Origin of the sequence: Streptomyces sp. Y1, from assembly GCF_041053115.1 — a bacterium.
Classification (GTDB): domain Bacteria; phylum Actinomycetota; class Actinomycetes; order Streptomycetales; family Streptomycetaceae; genus Kitasatospora; species Kitasatospora rubellomurina.
The window spans coordinates 5,592,959-5,610,049 of sequence record NZ_CP163445.1 but is presented as its reverse complement, the minus strand read 5'-3'; the positions used below and the strand labels follow the sequence as shown (position 1 = coordinate 5,610,049).

The window sequence follows — 17,091 nt, the reverse complement described above, 5'->3', positions numbered from 1 at the left end:
CCTCAGACCTCCGGGCGGATCATCCCCGCGGCCGGGGCCTGGGCGGCCGGGGCGGTGGTGCTGACGGCCTGTCCGAGGGCGCTGTGCTTGGTCCAGTTCGCCCAGGAGACGTTCCAGTCGCCGAAGCCGTTGCCGAAGGGCTCCATCTCGGCGCCCCGGCTGTTCACCACCGTCACCAGGTCCCCCACCCGGGTGTTCTGGTAGAACCACTTGGCGTTCTCGGTGCTCATGCCGGTGCAGCCGTGGCTGACGTTCTCCACGCCCTGCGAGCCGACCGACCAGGGCGCCGCGTGCACGTACTCGCCGCTCCAAGTCACCCGGGTGGCCCATTCCACCTCCAGGTCGTAGGAGTCCGCGCCGCCGGCGGCTATACCGATCGTCTCGCCGTTCATCCGGACCGACCGCTCCTGGCCGAGCACCACCTTGACGCCGTTGCGGGTGTCGAAGCCGGGCTTGCCGGTGGTGACCGGGATGGTCCGGAGCACCTCGCCGTCCCGCTTGATGGTGAGCTCGTGGGCGGCGGCGTCGACCACCGACTCGACCCGCTCGCCGATCCGCAGCCGCAGCGAGCTGCGGTCGCCGCCGTACAGGCCGTCCGAGATCCGGCTGCCGGTGCCGTCGAAGGCCAGCGAGACGGTCGTGCCGGCCGGCCAGTACTCCTCCGGGCGGAAGTGCAGGTCCTTGTCGTCCACCCAGTACCAGCCGCCCGTGACGGCGGGCTGGGAGGTGATGGTCAGGGCCCGCTCGACCTCCTGCCGGGCCTGCGGGTCCTTCACCGCCTCGGAGAGCTGCACGGTGAGCGGCTGGCCGACGCCGTAGACGCCGCTGCCGGAGGAGTCCGGGCCGAGCTTGGCGGTGAGCAGGCGCTGGGCGGCGAGGGTGCTGAAGCCGGCGGTGGTGTCACCGCGGCCGTTGCGACCGTCGTCGGCGGAGATCCGGACGGTGTACGCGGTGCCGGCCTTCAGGTGCCCGGTGGTCTGCCAGCTGCGCTGGTCCTCGGCGAGCTTGCCGGCCACCACCCGGCCGTCCGGGCCGACCACGGTGACGTCGGTGAGCCGGCTGCCCGCCACGGCGGTCACGGTGACCGGCTGGGAGGGGTCGGCCTTGCCCTCGGCCGAGAGGTGCACCAGCGGGGCCGCGTCGATCCGGTGCGGTCCGGCGGTCTCCTCCTCGCCGGACGAGCACGCGGCCAGTGGGGCCAGGACGGCGAGGGTCAGCGAGATGCTGCCGATGCCTGCTATTGCGCGCCTGTCGGACATGCCCGCCTCCGGGGTTCGCACGATTGATCAGATCGTAGGAACGTCATGGGGCTGAGCGACATCCGAGCGTGCCGTCGTTCGGCCGGGCGGGTGAGACCCGCTCCGAGGCCCCCGGGCCGGGGCCCCGCTCCCCGGACCCCGGCGGGCCGGGGAAAACGCAGCGGGGCCGGCCCTCCCCTGCGGGAGGACCGGCCCCGGTGTCGGAGTCGGAACCTTACTGGTTCTGGTTCTCGCCCCGGTAGAACTCGAAGACCCATCCGAAGATGCCGATCGCGATGATCGGAGCGGCCCAGAACATCAGCCACCAGCCGAAGATCACGCCCAGGAAGGCGAGCGCGCCACCGAGCGCCAGCGAGAGCGGCTGCCAGCTGTGCGGGGCGAAGAAGCCCAGCTCACCGGAGTCGTCCGCGACCTCGGCCTCGGGGTTGTCACCCGCGCCGCTGTCCACCCGGCGGGCGGTGAAGGCGAGGTAGTACCCGATGAAGGCACACAGCGAGAAGGCGAGGAACAGCGCGGTGGTGCCGGCCGCCTCGATGCCGAGGTCGGAGCTGTTCGTCCACAGGCCGTAGGTGATGGCCATCGCGAGGACGAAGACCGCCAGACCGAGGAAGATCTTTCCCTGTTCCTTCATCAGGCGTCACCCTCCTGCTTGCCCTTGCCCAGCTTCGGGGCGTCGTACTTCGCCGGGGTCACACCGGCGAGGTGCTTGGCCTGCTCGCCGTGGTTCTCCAGGTAGTCCAGCGCGGCGATCTCCGGGTGGTGGAGGTCGAAGGCCGGGGATTCCGAGCGGATGCGCGGCAGCGTGAGGAAGTTGTGCCGCGGCGGCGGGCAGGAGGTCGCCCACTCGAGCGAGCGGCCGAAGCCCCACGGGTCGTCCTGCTCGACCTTCTCGCCGTACTTGGCGGTCTTCCAGACGTTGTAGAGGAACGGCAGGATCGACAGGCCGAGCACGAAGGAGCCGATGGTGGAGACGGTGTTCAGCGTGGTGAAGCCGTCCGACTCCAGGTAGTCGGCGTAGCGGCGGGGCATGCCCTCGGCGCCGAGCCAGTGCTGCACCAGGAAGGTCGCGTGGAAGCCGAAGAACAGCGTCCAGAAGGTGATCTTGCCGAGGCGCTCGTCCAGCATCTTGCCGGTCATCTTCGGCCACCAGAAGTGGAAGCCGGCGAACATCGCGAACACGACGGTGCCGAAGACCACGTAGTGGAAGTGGGCGACGACGAAGTACGAGTCCGAGACGTGGAAGTCGATCGGCGGGGAGGCCAGCAGGACACCGGTCAGACCACCGAAGAGGAAGGTGACCAGGAAGCCGACCGTCCAGAGCATCGGGGTCTCGAAGCTCAGCGAGCCCTTCCACATGGTGCCGACCCAGTTGAAGAACTTCACACCGGTCGGGACCGCGATCAGGAAGGTCATGAAGGAGAAGAACGGCAGCAGCACCTGGCCGGTGACGTACATGTGGTGCGCCCACACCGTCACGGACAGACCGGCGATCGCGATGGTGGCCGCGATCAGGCCGGAGTAGCCGAACATCGGCTTGCGGCTGAAGACCGGGATGATCTCCGACACGATGCCGAAGAACGGCAGCGCGATGATGTAGACCTCGGGGTGGCCGAAGAACCAGAACAGGTGCTGCCACAGCATCGCCCCGCCGTTGGCCGGGTCGAAGACGTGGGCGCCGAACTTGCGGTCCGCCTCCAGGGCGAACAGCGCGGCGGCCAGCACCGGGAAGGCCAGCAGGACCAGCACGGCGGTCAGCAGGGTGTTCCAGACGAAGATCGACATCCGGAACATCGTCATGCCGGGTGCGCGCATGCAGATGATCGTGGTGATGAAGTTGACCGCACCGAGGATCGTGCCGAAGCCGGAGAAGGCCAGACCCATGATCCACATGTCGCCGCCGATGCCGGGCGAGTGAACCGCGTCCGACAGCGGGGAGTAGGCGAACCAACCGAAGTTGGCGGCACCGTTCGGGGTCACGAAGCCGGCGACGGCGATGATCGAGCCGAACAGGTACAGCCAGTACGCGAACATGTTCAGACGCGGGAAGGCCACGTCCGGGGCGCCGATCTGCAGCGGCATGATCCAGTTCGCGAAGCCCGCGAACAGCGGCGTCGCGAACATCAGCAGCATGATCGTGCCGTGCATCGTGAACGCCTGGTTGAACTGCTCGTTCGACAGGATCTGCGTCCCGGGACGGGCCAGCTCGGCACGCATGACCAGGGCGAGGATGCCACCGATCAGGAAGAAGGCGAACGACGTGCCCAGGTACAGGGTGCCGATCGTCTTGTGGTCGGTGGTGGTCAGCCACTTGATGATGGTCGCACCCGGCTTGCGGGTCCGCTGCGCTCCGACCGTGACGGCCCCGGCGCCCCCGCCGGCCGCGGCGGGCTCGTTGAGGATGGTCACTTCTCTTCACTTCCCATGCTGATCAGGCCGGAAGGCACCGCACCGCTCTGGCCCTTGTCACGAAGCTCGGCCAGGTGCTTGTCGTAGTCGGCGCGGTCGACGACCTTGACGTTGAACAGCATGCGCGAGTGGTCGGTGCCGCAGAGCTCGGCACACTTGCCCATGTAGTCGCCCTTGACGGTCGGGGTGACCTCGAACTTGTTCACCACACCCGGCACGACGTCCATCTTCATCATGAAGTTGACGGGCCAGAAGTCGTGGATGACGTCACGCGAGGTGAGACGGAACTGCACCGTCTCGTTGACCGGCAGCCAGAGCGTCGGCGCGTCCTTGGGGGTGCCGACCTCGTACGCGGCGTTCTTGTTGGCCGGGTCGGGGGTCTCGGTGTTCTCGTAGTTGAACGCCCAGCTCCACTGGAAGCCGACCACGTTGACCACGTGCTGCGGCTTCTCGGAGACCTTGGTCAGCTTCGACTCGTCGCGGGCGACGAAGTAGAAGAGCACCGACACGATGATGATGGGGACCGCGGTGTAGAGCGCCTCGATGGGCACGTTGTACCGGGTCTGCGGGGGAACCTCCACACCGGTGCGGCTGCGCCGGTGGAAGATCACGCTCCAGATGATCAGACCCCACATCAGTACGCCGACCACCAGCGCCGCGATCCAGGACCCCTGCCACATCTGGAGGACCATCGGCCCTTCCTTGGTGACGGGGCTCGGGAGGCCAAGCCTGGGGAGGTCGTTGGCCGAGCAGCCGGTGGCGGTAGCGATGACGAGGCCCAGTGCCAGCGCCTGAGGCAGCTTCCGCCGCATCGTGCGCCGCGGCGAGCGGTCGGAGCCGTTGGGACTCACGTAGCGCCTTCCCGAAGTCTCGCCCGCCTTCGCGTCGCCCCGAGGAGGATGGTGAGCCTCCGGCGACCCGTCCACGGGCACGGTTTGAATGCTTATGCGGGCCAAACCCTACTCCAGCCTTATGCGCTCCTGACGGGCAGCCCCCGGTAACGCGCCGCCCGGTCGCCCGATCAGGCCCGGCAAGCACTGCGCCGCAGGTCATCGTAGGCATTCGAGGTCCGTACGCCCGATCGGGGGATGACCTCGAACAACACGGGTGACGGCTCGTCGGACGCGGACGAACCGGACATTCGGGATGATCGACTGACGGCCGGTGAGACGGAGCCACGGGAATTCCCCGCCGTTCTCCGACCCCGGGTGTGTCGTTAAATGTGACCGTGTACTTCGACGTGGCTTCGACGGCCCCCCTGCACCCCGTCGCCCGGCAGGCGCTGACCGCCGCCCTGGACGAGGGCTGGGCCGACCCGGCCCGGCTGTACCGCTCCGGCCGGCAGGCCCGGATGCTGCTCGACGCCGCCCGCGAGACGGTCGCCGCCGTGCTCGGCGCCCGCGCGGACGAGGTCTCCTTCACCGCGAGCGGGACCCAGGCCGTCCAACTCGGCCTGCTGGGCGCGCTCTCCGGCAACCGGCGCCGCGGCGGCCACCTGCTGCACTCCGCCGTCGAGCACTCCAGCGTGCTGCACGTCGCCGAGCGCCACGCGGCCGCCGGCGGCGAGGTGACGGTCGCCCCGGTGGACCGCGCCGGCCGGGTGGACCCGGCGGCCTTCGCCGCGCTGCTGCGCCCGGACACCGCGCTGGCCGCGCTGCAGAGCGCCAACCACGAGGTGGGGACCGTCCAGCCGGTCGGCGAGGTCGCCGCCCGGTGCGCCGAGGCGGGCGTGCCGCTGCTGGTGGACGCGGCGCAGAGCGCCGGGCGGATGGACGTCCCGGCCAGGTGGTCGCTGCTGACCGCGAGCGCGCACAAGTGGGGCGGGCCGCCCGGCGTCGGGATCCTGGCGGTGCGCAAGGGCGTCCGGTACGCCTCGCCGCTGCCGGCCGACGAGCGCGAGGGCGGGCGGGTGCCCGGCTTCGTCAACGTCCCGGCGATCGTCGCCGCGGCCGCCGCCCTCCGGGCCGTCCGGGCCGAGGCCGAGCGGGAGAACGCCCGGCTGCACGAACTGGTGGAACGGATCCGGGCCCGGGTGCCGCAGCTGGTGCCCGAGGTCGAGGTGGTCGGCGACCCCGTCCGGCGGCTGCCGCACCTGGTCACCTTCTCCTGCCTGTACGTGGACGGCGAGGTGCTGCTCACCGAGCTGGACCGGGCCGGCTTCGCGGTCTCCTCCGGCTCGTCCTGCACCTCGTCCACGCTGACGCCGAGCCACGTGCTGGCCGCCATGGGGGTGCTCACCGAGGGCAACGTACGGGTCTCGCTGCCGTACGGGACGGCCGAGGCGGACGTGGAGCGCTTCCTCGCCGTGCTGCCCGAACTGGTGGCGGGCGTCCGGGCCCCGCTCGGGCTGGACCTGCCGGCGCCGAAGGCCGAGCCGGCCGTCCGGACGCTCGTGATCGACGCGCTCGGCAAGCGCTGCCCGCTGCCGGTGATCGAGCTGGCGAAGCGGATCGGCGAGGTGCCGGTGGGCGGCACGGTCGCCGTGCTCGCGGACGACGAGGCGGCCCGGCTGGACGTCCCGGCCTGGTGCGAGATGCGCGAGCAGGAGTACGCGGGCGAGGCCCCGGCCGCCGACTACGGCGGCGACCGGGGCTCGGCCTACCTCGTGGTGCGTCGCTCCTGAGCGGAGCGGGCCGCTACTTGACCAGGTGGGCGCGGACGTCCGCGGTGGCCTCGGCGCCGTAGGCCGCCTCGAAGCGCGCCAGGAAGGCGGTCGGGCGCAGCTCGTACTCCTGGGTGCCGACGGTCTCGATCACCAGGGTGGCGAGCATGCAGCCGAGCTGGGCGGCGCGCTCCAGTTCGAGGTTCCAGGACAGGCCGGCCAGGAAGCCGGCCCGGAAGGCGTCGCCGACGCCGGTCGGGTCGACCTTGGCCTCCTCCTTGGCGCAGCCGACCAGGATCGGGGCCTCGCCCTTGCGCTCGATCCGCACGCCCTTGCTGCCGAGGGTGGTGATCCGGGTGCCGACCCGGCCGAGCAGCTCGTCGGCGTCCCAGCCGGTCTTGCTCTCGATCAGCGCGGCCTCGTACTCGTTGGTGAACAGGTACGCGGCGCCGTCGACGATGTCGCGGATGTCGTCGCCCTCCAGGCGGGCCAGCTGCTGGGAGGGGTCGGCGGCGAAGGCGTAGCCGCGGGTGCGGCACTCCTGGGTGTGGCGGACCATGCCCTGCGGGTCGTCGGCACCGATCAGGACGAGGTCGAGGCCGCCCACCCGGTCGGCGATCGGCTTCAGCTCGATGCTGCGGGCCTCGGCCATGGCACCGGTGTAGAACGAGGCGATCTGGTTGTGGTCCTCGTCGGTGGTGCACATGAAGCGGGCGGTGTGCCGGGTCTCGGAGATGTGGACGGAGTCGCAGTCCACGTTGTTGCGCTCCAGCCAGCTGCGGTACTCGGCGAAGTCCGCGCCGGCCGCACCGACCAGGATCGGGCGCAGGCCCAGCACACCCATGCCGAAGGCGATGTTCGGCGCGACGCCGCCCCGGCGGATGTCCAGGGTGTCGACCAGGAAGGACAGCGAGACGGTGTGCAGCTGCTCGGCGACGAGCTGGTCGGCGAACCGGCCGGGGAACGTCATCAGGTGATCGGTGGCGATCGAGCCGGCGACGGCGATACGCACGGAAGGTCTCCTCAGGGTGGCGGCATGGCCAGCGGGCAGGCATGGACGAACCCACACACGGTACCGGGCCGGGTGCGGGCATCGGCAAGAGCGCCTCTGTCGCCGCCCGGCCGGGGCCCGGCCGGTCGGTGGCCCGCAGTGCCATCGTGGCACCCCTCGGCATCGAACGTGTACTACCTCCGGGTAGCACTGGTGGCGGTCCGCACCCCGGCCTAGGGTCTGCCCAGGGGAGCCCCGCCGCACCGGCGGGCCCCGCCGCCGGCCGGGGCAGTGTCGCCGCGGCCCTGGAATCGGAGCGATGCCCGATGATGACCGATCATTCCCCGCTGCCCTCGCTGCGCGCCGACATGGACTACACGATGGACGCGCTGGTGGACAACTCGCGCCGGCTGCGCCGGTTCTGGCCGCTGCTGGCGGACGGTCCGCAGCCCGCCGCCGCCCCGGCACCGGCCGGGCTGGTCCGGGTGCCGTCCGACGCGCAGCGGCTGGTGGCGGGGATGGCCGAGTACGGCTTCTGAGCCGGCCGGAAACGGGTGGGAACCGGATTCGCCCGGGGCACGTCAGATCCGCGCGGAGCGGCCGAGGAGCGGCGCCGCTGAGCCCTCGGGAGGATGTGCAGATGGATCTGGAGACGATGCCCCGACGCAGTCGGCGGGCCGTGGCCCTGGCGGGTCTGGCGCTGGCGGCGGTGGTGACGGTGGCCGGCTGCAACGGGGACGGCAAGAGTTCGGACTCGGCGAGCAGCAGTGCCTCCGCGACGTCCGCGTCCGCGAGCGCCTCCCCGCAGGCGCCGACCGCCTCCGGCAGCCCGTCCGCGGGGGCGACCGGCCAGCCGGCCCAGCCGCCGACCGGGTTCACCCCCACGCCGGCCTCGCCCCCGCCGGGGCAGCCGGCGCCCGGGGCCACTCCCCCGGTCAACGGGATCGCCCCCGGTGAGCCCAACCCGAACGGCACCGGCGGCGCCCCGGCGCGCCCGGCGGTCGGCTACCGGATGGACGGCAGCAACAAGCTGACCGTCTACTTCTTCGGCGGGGTCTGCACCAAGTACGCGCTCAAGGTGGACGAGTCGCCGCAGGGCCGGGTGAACGTGCAGGTCGTACCGGGCCCGCCGACCACCCAGCCGGGCCAGGTCTGCAACGCGCTGGCCAAGCGGCAGTCCGTCTCCGCGGATCTGCGCGCGCCGCTGGCCGGGCGGACGGTGACCGACCAGCCGAGCGGCCAGGACGTGCCGCTGGAGGGCGACCCGCACGCCGGGCCGGACCCGGTCGGCCCGGACGGCGCCGCGCAGTAGCGGCGGCCGGAGCGCCGGAACGCGGAAGGCGGCCCCGGGATGATCCCGGGGCCGCCTTCTCCGCTCGCTCCAGGCTTAGCTGAAGGAGTCGCCGCAGGCGCAGGAGCCCGTGGCGTTCGGGTTGTCGATGGTGAAGCCCTGCTTCTCGATGGTGTCGACGAAGTCGACGGTGGCGCCGCCCAGGTACGGGGCGCTCATCCGGTCGGTGACGACCTTGACACCGTTGAAGTCCTTGATCACGTCGCCGTCGAGCGAGCGCTCGTCGAAGAACAGCTGGTAACGCAGGCCGGAGCAGCCACCGGGCTGGACGGCGACGCGCAGCGCGAGGTCCTCGCGGCCCTCCTGCTCCAGCAGGCTCTTGACCTTGGCCGCGGCGGCATCGGTGAGGAGGATGCCACTCTCGACGGTGGTCTCGTCCTGGACGGTCATCTGCTTTCTCCCGGTCTTTGACGACGGTCTGCCGCCAGTGCCAACCAACGGCCGTCCGGTTTCATTTCCCGGGCGGCGGACGTTTTTCGTGGCCTGTCGGCGGCGGTTTTCCGTGGGCCGGGCGAATCACCCGTGTCCCCTACGCCACCCATGCTCGCACAACCCGGCGGAACCGGGCACCGCCCCCGTTCCCGATCCGGCTGCCGACGCGGCTCCCGGCGCGACTCCCGGCGCGGCTCCCGATCCCGGTGAACGGGCCCCGGGGCGGCCCGGCGGTTGCCAGGATGGTCACCATGATCCTTCGCCCGGTCAGGGACACCGCCGCGGACGCGGAGGCCGTCCAGGAGCTGTCCTGCGCCGCGTTCGCCGAGCCCGCCGCCGACGCCGCCCCGCCGCGGCCGACCCCGCTGCAGCTGGCCCGGACCAGACACCTGGCGCGCACCGATCCCGGGGGCTGCTGGCTGGCCGTGGTCGACGGGGAGCCGGTCGGGGTGGTGCTGTCGCTGCGCCGGGAGGGCCTGTGGATGCCCTCGCTGTTCGCCGTCCGGCCGTCCGCGCAGGGCCGGGGCGTCGGACGGCTGCTGCTGGAACGGGCGGCGGCGCACGCGGGGGGCTGCCTGCGCGGGATGGTCTGCGCCGCGTCCGCCCCGGCGGCGGCCCGCCGCTACCGGCTGGCGGGCTTCACCCTGCACCCGGCGATGCGGTTGACCGGGCGGGTGGACCGGGAGGGGCTGATCGACCCCGGGGACATCCCGGTGCACCGGGGCAACGCCACCCACCTGCACCTGCTGGACTCGGTGGACCGGCGGCTGCGCGGCTCCGCGCACGGTCCGGACCACGAGCTGATGCTCGGGCACTTCGAGGAGCTGCTGGTCGCGGACGCACTGGCCGGCAGCGGCTACTGCTACCGGGACGGCGGCGCCGTCCGGCTGCTGGCGGCCACCAGCAAGCGGATCGCCGCCCGGCTGCTGCGCGAGGCGCTGGCCCGGGTGCCGGACGGTGCGCAGGCGCGGGTGGAGTACCTGACCGCCGAGCAGGAGTGGGCGCTGGACGTCGGGCTGGAGGTCGGGCTGACCCCGGAGACCCGGGGGTTCGTCGGGGTGCGCGGCATGCGGCCGCCGACGCCGTACCTGCCGAACGGCGCGTTCCTCTAGGGCCTCCGGAACCGGGTACGGCCCCACCGGGCAGCGCCGGTGGGGCCGTACGGGGTCCGCGGATGCGGATCAGGCCATGGTGTCCAGGATCTCCCGGACCATCTCCATGGTGGTGCCCGGGTGCAGGAAGGCGAAGCGGGCGACCGTCTCGCCGTCCCAGCCGGTGGGGGTGACGAAGCCGATCTGGTCCGCGAGCAGCTGCTGCGACCAGCGGTAGTAGTCGTCGTTGGTCCAGCCCGTGCGCTTGAAGCAGACGGCCGACAGCTGCGGGTCGAACAGCAGCTCCAGGTGCTCGGTGTCGCGGATCAGCTGGGCGGTGTCCCGGGCCAGCCGCAGACCGGTCTCGATGGCGTCGGTGTAGGCCTGGACGCCGTGGACGGCGAGCGAGAACCAGAGCGGCAGGCCGCGGGCGCGCCGGGTCAGGTGGTAGGCGTAGTCGGTGGGGTTCCACTCGTCGCCCTCGGTGTGCAGGACGTCCAGGTAGGAGGCGTCCTGGGTGTGCACGGCGCGGGCGAGCTGCGGGTTGCGGTAGATCAGCGCGGCGCAGTCGAAGGGGGCGAACAGCCACTTGTGCGGGTCGACGACGAAGGAGTCGGCGTGCTCGATGCCGTTGTAGCGCTCGCGCACCGAGGGAGCGAACAGGCCGGCGCCGCCGTAGGCGCCGTCCACGTGGAACCACAGGTCGCGCTCGCGGGCGACCTCGGCGAGGCCGGCCAGGTCGTCGACGATGCCCTCGTTGGTGGTGCCGGCGGTGCCGACGACGGCGATCACGGTCTCGGGGTTCGGGTCGGCGGCCAGGGCGGCGCGCAGGGCCTCGCCGGTGAAGCGCCGGTTCACGGTCGGGACCTTGAAGGCTTCGACGCCGATGATGTTGAAGGTGTTCTTGACCGAGGAGTGCACCTGGTCGGCGACGGCTATCCGCAGCCGCGCCTCCGGCCCACTGGGTCGACCGTCCTCGGCGAGCTTGCGGCGGGCGGTGTCGCGGGCGACGACGAGGGCGGACAGGTTGCCCGCCGAGCCGCCGGAGACGAAGCAGCCGCCGGCCGTCTGCGGCAGGCCCGCGCGGTCGGCGATCAGGCGCAGCACCTGGTTCTCGGCGGCGATCGCGCCGGCCGCCTCCAGCCAGGAGATGCCCTGCAGCGAGGCGCAGGAGACGACCATGTCGAACAGCAGCGCGGCCTTGGTGGGGGCGCACGGGATGAAGGACAGGTAGCGCGGGCTGTCGGCGGAGATGACCGCGCGGGACAGCTCGTGGTCGTACAGCTTGAGCACGTCGGCCGGGTTGTTGCCGTCCTGGTTGAGCAGGCCGGCCAGCTGGGCGCGCAGGTGCTCGCCGTCACCGGGGTGGTCGAGCGGGACGGGGTCGTACTGCAGCCGCTCCCGCATGTAGTCGAAAACCAGGTCGACCAGGTCGTTGTCGGGCCGGTGCATGCGGTCGGGTGCTGCGGACACGGCTGTCCCTCTCGGCTGTGGGGTGTCGGGGGGATCCGGTCTGCGGGACGGCTCACCGCGTTGGCCGGACGTGATCAGCGTAGGCAGCGAGGGCGCTTCGCCGCGCGTCGGAACGCGGCTGGTCAGGCAGGTTTCGGGCGTCTTCGGGCGGGTCCGCGCAGGATTCCTGCGTGGGCCGGACGGGTCACCCGATCAGCTGGGAGAGGACCACGGAGGAGCGGCTGCGCTGCACGCCGGGCTCGCGCCGGATGCGCTCGATGACGGCTTCCAGGTGGCGCATGTCGGCCGCCCGCAGGTGCACCAGGGCGTCCGGGTCGCCGGTGACCGTCCAGGCGGCGACGACCTCGGGGAACTGGCGCAGGCTGGCCAGGATCTCCTCGGGGGCGGTGCGCTCGCGGCAGTAGACCTCGACGAAGGCCTCGGTCTGCCAGCCGAGCACGGCCGGGTCGAGCACCACGGTGAAGCCCCGGACCACGCCGCGGGCGCGCAGCCGGTCGATCCGCCGGCGCACGGCGGTGGCGGAGAGGTTCACCTGCAGGCCGATCTCGGCGTACGAGGCGCGGCCGTCGCTGCCGAGCCGGGCGAGCAGGAGCCGGTCGGTCTCGTCCAGGTCGGCCCCGACCACCTCGTGCGCTCGGCTGCTGGTCATCGGTGCGGGGCTCCACGGGTCGTGCGGGGGGGTCGGCGGGGCGTCGCGGCTGCGGGCGGCACTGCCGAAACGGTTCGCCACCCATTCTGGCGGATGCCAGGAGCGAGTCCACCGCTGGCAGATGACGGTCGGGCGACGTCCGGCTCACCGGTCGGACGGAACCGGGACGGGACACGGGGACGAGAGCGGTTCTCGTCACATCGACAGGATGGCCATCGTCACTCTGACGCTAAGCGGTTAGAATAGATAGCGTCAGTTAGACGAAAAGGCCCCACCGCTAGATCGGCCGCACAGAAGGGCACCCGCCCGTGACCACCACCATCACCGAGCCCCACGGCGTAGACCCCACCCCGACGCCGCTCGCCCTGCTCCTGCTCGGCCGGGAGGCCGACCCGAACAGCGAGCGCGGCGTCGAGTGCCCCGGTGACCTCCCCCCGGCCTCGGACCCGAACCTCGTCGAGCGCGCCCGGGCGGCCAAGGCCGCGCTCGGCGAGCGCGTCTTCGTCCTCGGCCACCACTACCAGCGCGACGAGGTGATCGAGTTCGCCGACGTCACCGGCGACTCCTTCAAGCTCGCGCGCGACGCGGCGGCCCGCCCCGAGGCCGAGTTCATCGTCTTCTGCGGCGTGCACTTCATGGCCGAGTCCGCGGACATCCTCACCAGCGAGAAGCAGCAGGTCGTCCTGCCGGACCTCGCGGCCGGCTGCTCGATGGCCGACATGGCCACCGCCGAGCAGGTCGCCGAGTGCTGGGACGTGCTGACCGACGCCGGCATAGCCGACGTCACCGTCCCGGTCTCGTACATGAACTCCTCCGCCGACATCAAGGCCTTCACCGGCCGGCACGGCGGCACCATCTGCACCTCCTCCAACGCCCAGCGCGCCCTGGAGTGGGCGTTCGAGCAGGGCCAGAAGGTGCTCTTCCTGCCCGACCAGCACCTCGGCCGCAACACCGCCGTGCGCGACCTGGGCCTCTCGCTCGACGACTGCGTGGTCTACAACCCGCACAAGCCGGGCGGCGGCCTGACCGCCGAGCAGCTGCGGGACGCCAAGATGATCCTCTGGCGCGGCCACTGCTCGGTGCACGGCCGGTTCAGCCTGGACTCGGTGAACGACGTCCGCGAGCGCATCCCCGGCGTGACCGTCCTGGTGCACCCCGAGTGCAAGCACGAGGTCGTCGCGGCCGCCGACATGGTGGGCTCGACCGAGTACATCATCAAGGCCCTCGACGCCGCCGAGCCCGGCTCCAAGTGGGCCATCGGCACCGAGCTGAACCTCGTCCGCCGCCTGGCCAAGGCGCACCCGGACAAGGAGATCGTCTTCCTCGACCGCACGGTCTGCTTCTGCTCGACCATGAACCGGATCGACCTGCCGCACCTGGTCTGGGCGCTGGAGTCGCTGGTCGAGGGCCGGGTGCCGAACGTGATCACCGTCGACCCGGAGACCGAGAAGTACGCCAAGGCGGCGCTGGACCGGATGCTCGCCCTGCCGTAGGCGCGAACGCCCGGAGGCCGAGCAGGCGAGCGGGCGAGCAACGGCGAACGGGCGGGCCCCCTCCGCGTGGGAGGGGGCCCGCCCGTTCGTCTGGCAGCGAGCCGGGGTGCTACTCCGGGAAGCCCGGGATCACACCCTCGCCGTCGGCCATCAGCAGCTCGCGGACCTCTTCGATGGTCGCGTCCGCGCTCGGCAGGATCAGCTCGGACGGCTCCAGCGAATCCAGCGGCACCGGGGTGCCGTACTGCTTCACCGCGCCCAGCAGCTTGCCGTAGGCCTGCCGGAACAGCTCCTCGTCGCCCGACTCCACCGCCGTGACGAGGTCGGCGTCGAGCTGGTTGAGCAGGTTGAGGTGGTCCTCCCCCACCTCGAACTGCCCCTCGCCCATGACCCTCATGATCATGCCGTGCGTCTCCCTGGTCCGTGGGGTGGGGCTCAGCCCTTGTTGTAGTTGATCCGCGGGGTGTCCTGCGGGTGCGCGTCCTGCGGCGCCTGCTGGGGCTTGCCCTGCTCGATCGCGGCCGGGCCGGAGGACGGGCCGCCGCCCAGCTCGGCCTTCATCCGGGCCAGCTCCAGCTCGACGTCGGAGCCGCCGGCGACGCGCTCCAGCTCCGCCTCGATGTCGTCCTTGCGGCCGAGACCGCTGGCGTCGTCGAGCGCGCCGGAGGCCAGCAGCTCGTCGATCGCGCCCGCCCGGGCCTGCATCTGGGCGGTCTTGTCCTCGGCCCGCTGGATGGCCAGGCCGACGTCGCCCATCTCCTCGGAGATGCCCGAGAAGGACTCGGCGATCCGGGTCTGCGCCTGGGCGGCCGTGTAGGTCGCCTTGATGGTCTCCTTCTTGGTGCGGAAGGCGTCCACCTTGGCCTGCAGCCGCTGGGAGGCGAGCGTGAGCTTCTCCTCCTCGGCCTGCAGCTGCTGGTACTGCGTCTCCAGGTCGTTGATCTGGGACTGCATGTTGGCCTTGCGGGTCAACGCCTCGCGGGCCAGGTCCTCACGGCCGAGGGAGAGCGCCTTGCGGCCCTGGTCCTCGTACTTCGCCGACTGCTGCTGGAGCTGGGTCAGCTGGAGTTCCAGGCGCTTGCGCGAGGTCGCGACGTCCGCGACGCCACGCCGTACCTTCTGCAGCAGCTCGAGCTGCTTCTGGTAGGAGTAGTCGAGCGTCTCACGCGGGTCTTCCGCCCGGTCCAAGGCCTTGTTCGCCTTGGAGCGGAAGATCAGCCCCATACGCTTCATGATTCCGTCGCTCATGGGCCTCGGGTGCCCCCTTCTCCGGCCTGCGGTATTAAATCTCGTTACCAGACACGACGAGTGTATGTGCAGCGAGCCCGTCGCCGCAGTGCACCTGCCTGCAACAAGACTGCTACAGGCATCGACGGCAGTTCCTCATCCCCCGGGTGGATCTGCCGCTCATCCCCCCCATCGTCCATCCGACTGATCCCCTACGGGAAGGGGCCGGGAAACCCCGCCGCGGCCGCGGAGCCGGATATCGATACGGGTTCGGATCCGAGGGGACCGGTGGAAGCTCCTCCGCACCCCGTACGCTGGTGTTGTGTTCCGACGCCGTTCAGATGATGCCGCCGCCTCCTCCTCCGTGCTGGAGAAGCAGGACGAGACGCCGCAGTCCCGCCACCCGGAGGCCAAGAAGGGCCGCCCCACCCCCAAGCGCAGCGAGGCCGAGGCCAGCCGCCGCACCCGGGTGACGGTGCCCAAGGACCGCAAGGAGGCCGCCAAGCAGGCCCGCGAGCGGATGCGCGTCGAGCGCGAGAAGCAGCGCCAGGCCCTGATGGACGGCGACGAGCGCCACCTGCCGGCCCGCGACAAGGGCCCGGTGCGCAAGTTCGCCCGCGACTACGTGGACGCCCGCTGGTCGCTCGCCGAGTTCTTCCTGCCGGCCGCCGTGGTCATCCTGGTGATGAGCATCATCAAGATCTCCAACGTGCAGCTGCTGTCCACGCTGCTGTTCCTGCTGTTCTTCGTGTTCGTGATCCTGGACTTCGTCCGCCTCGGCTTCGGCCTGCGCAAGCAGCTCGCCGAGCGCTTCCCGAACGAGAACACCCGCGGCGTGGTCGCCTACGGCATCATGCGCACCCTGCAGATGCGCCGCCTGCGCCTGCCCAAGCCGCAGGTGGGGCGCGGGGAGAAGCCCTGACCGCCGAACCGGTGGACTCCGGCTGGGCCCCGCCGCACTGGGAGGGGCCCGGCCTCTACGCCGTTCCCGGGCAGGGCGGCACGCTCCCCGGGCAGGGCGACGGCGGCCACGACCGGATCGGCCAGGAGCGCCGGCTGCCCTCCCGCAGCGGCTCCTTCGCCGGCGGCACCGGCGCCTGGCTGGAGCGGCTCGGCGGACTGCGCAACTTCGTCCGCCAGGAGCTGGTCGCCCGGCAGCTCGCCGAACAGCTGGCCGGACGGCACGCCCAGCGCGTCCTCGACATCGGCTGCGGCCAGGGCACCCAGGCGCTCCGGCTGGCCCGGGCCGGCCACTACGTCACCGGCATCGACTCCGACCCGGTCGCCCTCGGCGTCGCCCAGGGCGCGCTCGCCGAGGAGCCGCCCGAGGTGCGCGGCCGGCTGCAGCTGCTCAGCGGCGACGGCCACCAGTGCGGACGCTGGTTCGGCCCGCGCAGCTTCGACGTGGTGCTCTGCCACGGCGTCCTGATGTACCTGCCCGACCCGGACCCGATGATCGCCTCGCTGGCCCGGCTGCTGGCTCCCGGCGGGCTGCTCTCGCTGCTGGTCCGCAACCGCGACGCGCTCGCGCTGCGGCCCGCCGCCGCCGGGGACTGGCGGGCCGCCCTGCACGCCTTCGAGAGCGACCGGTACTACAACCGGCTCGGGCTGGCCGCCCGCGCCGACCGGCTCGCCGACCTCACCGTGACCCTCTCCGAGGTGTCGGTGCCGCTGCGGCACTGGTACGGCGTCCGCGTCTTCACCGACAACGCGCCCGACGACGCCGCGCCGCCGGTGGACGGGCGGCAGCTGGCCCAGCTGCTCGAGGCCGAGGACCGGGCCGCCCGCACCGACCCGTACCGGCAGGTCGCGGCGCTGCTGCACGTGGTCGGAGCCAAGTAGGGCTCAGGCCTCGTGCAGGCTCATCGAGTAGACGACCCGGTCGTCCTCCAGCAGCACGGCGTTGTCCACGCCGTCCTCCGCGAGCTGCTTCCAGGTCTCCCCGATCCAGGTCTCGGCGTCGCCCTGACCGGCGAACTCCTCCTGGCCGCCGGCCGGCGCCACCACACTGCCGTCCGCCTTCTCGTACCGCCACGTCCAGACCATGTCGGCTCCTTCGCCCCTGACGCCGCGTTGCCCTGTGCACTGCCGCGTGTGCTGCGCACCATAGCCTGCCC

Annotated in this window: 18 protein-coding genes; 7 read left to right on the top strand and 11 right to left on the bottom strand. The window is 71.7% G+C overall.

Going from position 1 to position 17,091, the window contains the following annotated elements; genetic code table 11:
* Positions 1-2: 2 nt before the first annotated feature.
* From AB2U05_RS24320 to coxB, 4 genes are all read right to left on the bottom strand, one after another.
* Positions 3-1,259 (bottom strand): Ig-like domain-containing protein, encoded by a 1,257-nt coding sequence (locus AB2U05_RS24320; RefSeq protein ID WP_369184253.1) that lies wholly within the window; start codon positions 1,257-1,259, stop codon positions 3-5.
* A 214-nt stretch (positions 1,260-1,473) separates the two neighbouring features.
* A complete protein-coding gene (locus AB2U05_RS24315) occupies positions 1,474-1,890 on the bottom strand; it encodes a cytochrome c oxidase subunit 4 (protein WP_045692181.1) in 417 nt (138 codons plus the stop codon).
* On the bottom strand, positions 1,890-3,575 hold the full coding sequence (ctaD, locus tag AB2U05_RS24310) for a cytochrome c oxidase subunit I (protein WP_244178584.1): 1,686 nt from the start codon (positions 3,573-3,575) through the stop codon (positions 1,890-1,892). Before ctaD ends, AB2U05_RS24315 begins: the two co-directional genes overlap by 1 nt.
* A gap of 86 nt (positions 3,576-3,661) precedes the next feature.
* A complete protein-coding gene (coxB, locus tag AB2U05_RS24305; RefSeq protein WP_045692183.1) occupies positions 3,662-4,516 on the bottom strand; it encodes a cytochrome c oxidase subunit II in 855 nt (284 codons plus the stop codon).
* Positions 4,517-4,893: 377 nt separating this feature from the next.
* Between coxB and AB2U05_RS24300 the strand changes: the two genes are divergently transcribed.
* Positions 4,894-6,288, top strand: a complete 1,395-nt coding sequence (locus AB2U05_RS24300) for a cysteine desulfurase/sulfurtransferase TusA family protein (RefSeq protein ID WP_369184252.1) — start codon at positions 4,894-4,896, stop codon at positions 6,286-6,288.
* 13 nt (positions 6,289-6,301) lie between these two features.
* Here the strand turns inward: AB2U05_RS24300 and AB2U05_RS24295 are convergent, their stop codons facing one another.
* Positions 6,302-7,279: a carbohydrate kinase family protein gene (locus AB2U05_RS24295; RefSeq protein ID WP_045692184.1), complete on the bottom strand. Its 978-nt coding sequence runs from the start codon at positions 7,277-7,279 to the stop codon at positions 6,302-6,304.
* Between the two features lie 305 nt (positions 7,280-7,584).
* On the opposite strand from AB2U05_RS24295, the gene AB2U05_RS24290 reads away from it, so the two are divergent.
* Positions 7,585-7,797: a hypothetical protein gene (locus tag AB2U05_RS24290; RefSeq protein WP_045692185.1), complete on the top strand. Its 213-nt coding sequence runs from the start codon at positions 7,585-7,587 to the stop codon at positions 7,795-7,797.
* A gap of 101 nt (positions 7,798-7,898) precedes the next feature.
* Positions 7,899-8,570, top strand: a complete 672-nt coding sequence (locus AB2U05_RS24285; protein ID WP_369184251.1) for a hypothetical protein — start codon at positions 7,899-7,901, stop codon at positions 8,568-8,570.
* A gap of 75 nt (positions 8,571-8,645) precedes the next feature.
* On the opposite strand, the gene erpA is transcribed toward AB2U05_RS24285, so the two are convergent.
* Complete coding sequence (gene erpA, locus AB2U05_RS24280; protein ID WP_045692187.1) at positions 8,646-8,999, bottom strand: iron-sulfur cluster insertion protein ErpA; 354 nt, start codon at positions 8,997-8,999, stop codon at positions 8,646-8,648.
* 293 nt (positions 9,000-9,292) lie between these two features.
* On the opposite strand from erpA, the gene AB2U05_RS24275 reads away from it, so the two are divergent.
* Entirely contained in the window at positions 9,293-10,153 is an 861-nt protein-coding gene (locus AB2U05_RS24275; protein WP_045692257.1) for a GNAT family N-acetyltransferase, read from the top strand.
* A gap of 69 nt (positions 10,154-10,222) precedes the next feature.
* On the opposite strand, the gene AB2U05_RS24270 is transcribed toward AB2U05_RS24275, so the two are convergent.
* Both AB2U05_RS24270 and AB2U05_RS24265 read right to left on the bottom strand, forming a co-directional pair.
* Positions 10,223-11,605 (bottom strand): pyridoxal-dependent decarboxylase, encoded by a 1,383-nt coding sequence (locus AB2U05_RS24270; protein ID WP_107072826.1) that lies wholly within the window; start codon positions 11,603-11,605, stop codon positions 10,223-10,225.
* 184 nt (positions 11,606-11,789) lie between these two features.
* Positions 11,790-12,254, bottom strand: coding sequence for an Lrp/AsnC family transcriptional regulator (locus AB2U05_RS24265; protein WP_045692189.1), 465 nt, complete (start codon positions 12,252-12,254; stop codon positions 11,790-11,792).
* A gap of 308 nt (positions 12,255-12,562) precedes the next feature.
* On the opposite strand from AB2U05_RS24265, the gene nadA reads away from it, so the two are divergent.
* Entirely contained in the window at positions 12,563-13,747 is a 1,185-nt protein-coding gene (nadA, locus tag AB2U05_RS24260; protein ID WP_045692190.1) for a quinolinate synthase NadA, read from the top strand.
* A gap of 109 nt (positions 13,748-13,856) precedes the next feature.
* Here nadA and AB2U05_RS24255 read toward each other — a convergent pair whose 3' ends face one another.
* Both AB2U05_RS24255 and AB2U05_RS24250 read right to left on the bottom strand, forming a co-directional pair.
* On the bottom strand, positions 13,857-14,150 hold the full coding sequence (locus AB2U05_RS24255; protein ID WP_045692191.1) for a hypothetical protein: 294 nt from the start codon (positions 14,148-14,150) through the stop codon (positions 13,857-13,859).
* Between the two features lie 32 nt (positions 14,151-14,182).
* On the bottom strand, positions 14,183-14,995 hold the full coding sequence (locus AB2U05_RS24250; RefSeq protein WP_078859513.1) for a PspA/IM30 family protein: 813 nt from the start codon (positions 14,993-14,995) through the stop codon (positions 14,183-14,185).
* Positions 14,996-15,296: 301 nt separating this feature from the next.
* Here AB2U05_RS24250 and AB2U05_RS24245 point away from each other — a divergent pair, with 301 nt between their 5' ends.
* Both AB2U05_RS24245 and AB2U05_RS24240 read left to right on the top strand, forming a co-directional pair.
* The gene (locus AB2U05_RS24245) at positions 15,297-15,896 is read left to right on the top strand and encodes a DUF3043 domain-containing protein (RefSeq protein WP_063773433.1); all 600 of its coding nucleotides are present in this window, start codon (positions 15,297-15,299) and stop codon (positions 15,894-15,896) included.
* 179 nt (positions 15,897-16,075) lie between these two features.
* Positions 16,076-16,816, top strand: coding sequence for a methyltransferase domain-containing protein (locus AB2U05_RS24240; protein WP_244178585.1), 741 nt, complete (start codon positions 16,076-16,078; stop codon positions 16,814-16,816).
* Positions 16,817-16,819: 3 nt separating this feature from the next.
* Here the strand turns inward: AB2U05_RS24240 and AB2U05_RS24235 are convergent, their stop codons facing one another.
* Positions 16,820-17,020, bottom strand: a complete 201-nt coding sequence (locus AB2U05_RS24235; RefSeq protein WP_045692193.1) for a hypothetical protein — start codon at positions 17,018-17,020, stop codon at positions 16,820-16,822.
* Between the last annotated feature and the right edge of the window lie 71 nt (positions 17,021-17,091).